At 33.5% G+C, this 2,981-nt stretch carries 2 protein-coding genes; one reads left to right on the top strand and one right to left on the bottom strand.

From position 1 onward, the window contains the following. Positions 1-183: 183 nt before the first annotated feature. Positions 184-2,121 carry a tetratricopeptide repeat protein gene (locus tag D6734_07260; GenBank protein ID RMF94625.1) on the top strand — a complete coding sequence of 646 codons (1,938 nt, stop codon included), beginning with the start codon at positions 184-186 and terminating at the stop codon, positions 2,119-2,121. Positions 2,122-2,136: 15 nt separating this feature from the next. Here D6734_07260 and D6734_07265 read toward each other — a convergent pair whose 3' ends face one another. Beyond that, positions 2,137-2,955, bottom strand: a complete 819-nt coding sequence (locus D6734_07265) for a hypothetical protein (protein RMF94626.1) — start codon at positions 2,953-2,955, stop codon at positions 2,137-2,139. Positions 2,956-2,981 lie beyond the last annotated feature (26 nt).

Below are 2,981 nucleotides of genomic sequence, written 5' to 3' on the forward strand. Positions count from 1 at the left end.
ACATTATCGAAAGTTCTTTTTTCACTTCTTATTTTTTTTATATTTAAAGCAATTTGTTTTACTTTACTTGGAGATGCAGGCAGCAGTCCTGTTCACTTTGATGTTGGAAATTATGAAACAATTAAAGATTTTGATACCTTATAAATCATTTATAATTTTTAATGTAGTTTTGGTACCGGAGTATTGGAAGTATTTGACATCGAAAGGTTGATTCAACATAAAAAATATCTTCGGGATCGACTTGTGCAAAAAATTTCAAAAAATAGTTTTTTAAAAGCATATTTTTTCCCTTATCTTTTAATTTTTTTTCTTTCGATAATTTCTTATTCCAATACATTCAGTTCGCCCTTTCATTATGATGACAATTATGTAATTGTCAAAAACCCTGACATAAGAAGTATTGGAGCTTTCCTGAAAAGTTTGCCTGAAAAGGAGCAAAGGCCTGTTTTAATGTTTACCTTCCTTTTAAATTATCTTTTAGGCGGGCTTGATGTTAAAGGGTATCACATATTCAATTTCATATTACATTATTTGAACTCCCTGCTCCTATTTTTCATAATAGAGGAGTCATTGAATTCTCTTGATGATGAAAAATCAGAGAGAGATGAAAATCTTCCAATTTCTCTTTTTGCATCACTAATTTTTGCAGTCCATCCTCTTGCGACTGAATCTGTAACATATATATCAAGCCGCTCATCTCTCCTTAGTGCTTTTTTTATTTTTTTAGGATTGTTATTTTTTATAAAATCTTTTAAGGGTGAAAGATATGATAAAACTCTATCTTTGTTTTCTCTGCTTGCATTCATTTTAGCTGTGGGAAGCAAAGAGATTTCAGTTATTTTTCCGCTCTTGATTCTTTTTTATGATTTTTATTTTTTAACAAATAGGAAATTTAGAGTCGAAAAGCTGAAATATATTTATGCCCCCTGTTTTTTTATTGTTTTCCTTTTAATTTCAATAAAGTATAGATTTATATTTACACTATCAAGTCCTGATAAGACGCAAAGGCCCCTTTATGTCCATCTGTTGACGGAGCTTACGATACTGCCTAAATTTGCTGCAAAAATTTTTTTCCCATTGAATTTGAATATTGCCCACTTTGTTGATGAGATCGATTCCGTAATTTCTATTCGCCTAGCTTGCGCCCTATTGTTTTGGACTGGAATAGCTGTCTTGATGAAGAAGTGTTTTAGAAATTACCGATTTTTTTCCTTTGCCCTATGTTGGTTTATTTTAACTTTATTTCCATTTCTCCTTTTCCCCTTATCAGATTTTATTTCGGAAAGATGGCTGTATCTTTCTTTGATATCTTTATCCTTTTTAGTGGCAGAAATTTTAAAATATTTTTTTCAGAGAGATTTTCTTCAAAGGCTTTTAAAAATTTTCTTTATCATAATAATCATCTTATTTTCCATAATGACATTCAATAGAAACCTTCTTTATAGAGATGCCATATCTTTATGGAGTGATGCAGTAAAGAAAGCTCCTCAAAATGCACGGGCATATGGCAACCTTGGATATTCCTATCAGGCAGCCGGTTATCCATATAAAGCAATTAAATATTTAATGCAGTCTTTATCTTTGGACCCGTATTATCCGGCTACTTATTACAATCTTGCCACAATCTATCAATCTTTGGGAGATTTTGCTAAAGCTGTCGAATTCTATGAAAAAGATATTTCTTTAAATCCAAGAGATTTTGAAGCTTATTTGAACCTTGGAATAATTTTTCAGAATTTGAGAAACTATGACAGGGCAATTGAATATTTTACTTCTGCCGTAAAAATCTCACCTAAAGATGAGAAAGCCCACAGCAACCTTGCAATGGCTTATATGGGGAAAGGTAAAATTGAAAAGGCAATCAGGGAATATGCCTTTGCCCTTTCAATAAATCCTAACTCAGCCGAAATTCACAATAATCTTGCAATTGCCTATGTTTATCAAGGAGCTTTTGACAAGGCAGAAAAACATTTTAAAAAGGCAATTTCCTTAAACCCAAAATTTGATAGAGCGCTTTTCAATCTTGCTGCCTTATATGAAAAAATGAATAAGTCAAAAGAAGCAGCCCGATATTATAATAAAGCTATTGAATTGAATCCTGATTTAATCAGAAAGCGCTAATCTTTCCCGAAAGTTTTAATGAATTCTTTTATTATTTTTAAGTTTAACTGCCAATCCAAAAACTACCTTCCATTTTTTAGGTGTCATATTGGGTAGTCCGAAATGCTTGATCCATTTTATTTCCCAAGCTTTATTACCGGTCAGGTATGCTGTATCTCTGCATAGCTGTCCTACAGGTATTCCCATAGCTTCAAGCGCCGGTGTCTGTCTTTCAGGCATTCTGCATTTTCCGTGCTCGAGGCAGTGGTGAGGATAACATGCTTGGCAGGGACCTGCGCCAAACTGCTGAATAATTGATTTTTTACCCAAAATACTTTCTATCTCTTCTCTCAATCTGTTTATTGTTTTAAACTGCCACTGCACGAATCCAAATTCATTAAAAAGTTTTGATTGAAGCACTACAAATATGTCAGCTTTATTGAGCAACTGTCTTACCTTTCTTGCAGGTGGGGTGAAATAAGGGCATGATGAGCGGGTTTCAAGGCCGGGGCATCGAGTAAATCTTTTTATTCTTTTATTTGTCTTTTGTGACACAAAAGATGTCCAAAGCTGATTTTGGCACATATCCTTTATTCTATCGTCGCTAATAACAATTTCAGGAGGAATTGCCGCAATACGGGCAAAATTCCTGACTCCTTCAATTGGATATTGGTGAATATGTTTGATATCGATAATCTTTTTTAATTCAGTAAAGTTATTAAGAAGTTTCTGTTTTTCCTTATAGAGCTTCTTCTTCTGTGTTGGAGAATACATATTACCCACTTCGCTGTCTGCCACGATTGACCTCTCGATATTGTCGATGGAATAATTGATTCGTTTTGAATAGTCCACCATATAATACCCCTCCCCAATTAAAGGAC

It is taken from the genome of Candidatus Schekmanbacteria bacterium, assembly GCA_003695725.1.
Lineage (GTDB): Bacteria > Schekmanbacteria > GWA2-38-11 > GWA2-38-11 > J061 > J061.

Excerpts from the sequence above, each read along its gene's own strand:
- D6734_07265 (RMF94626.1), bottom strand. The coding sequence starts at position 2,955 with ATGGTGGACTATTCAAAACGAATCAATTATTCCATCGACAATATCGAG.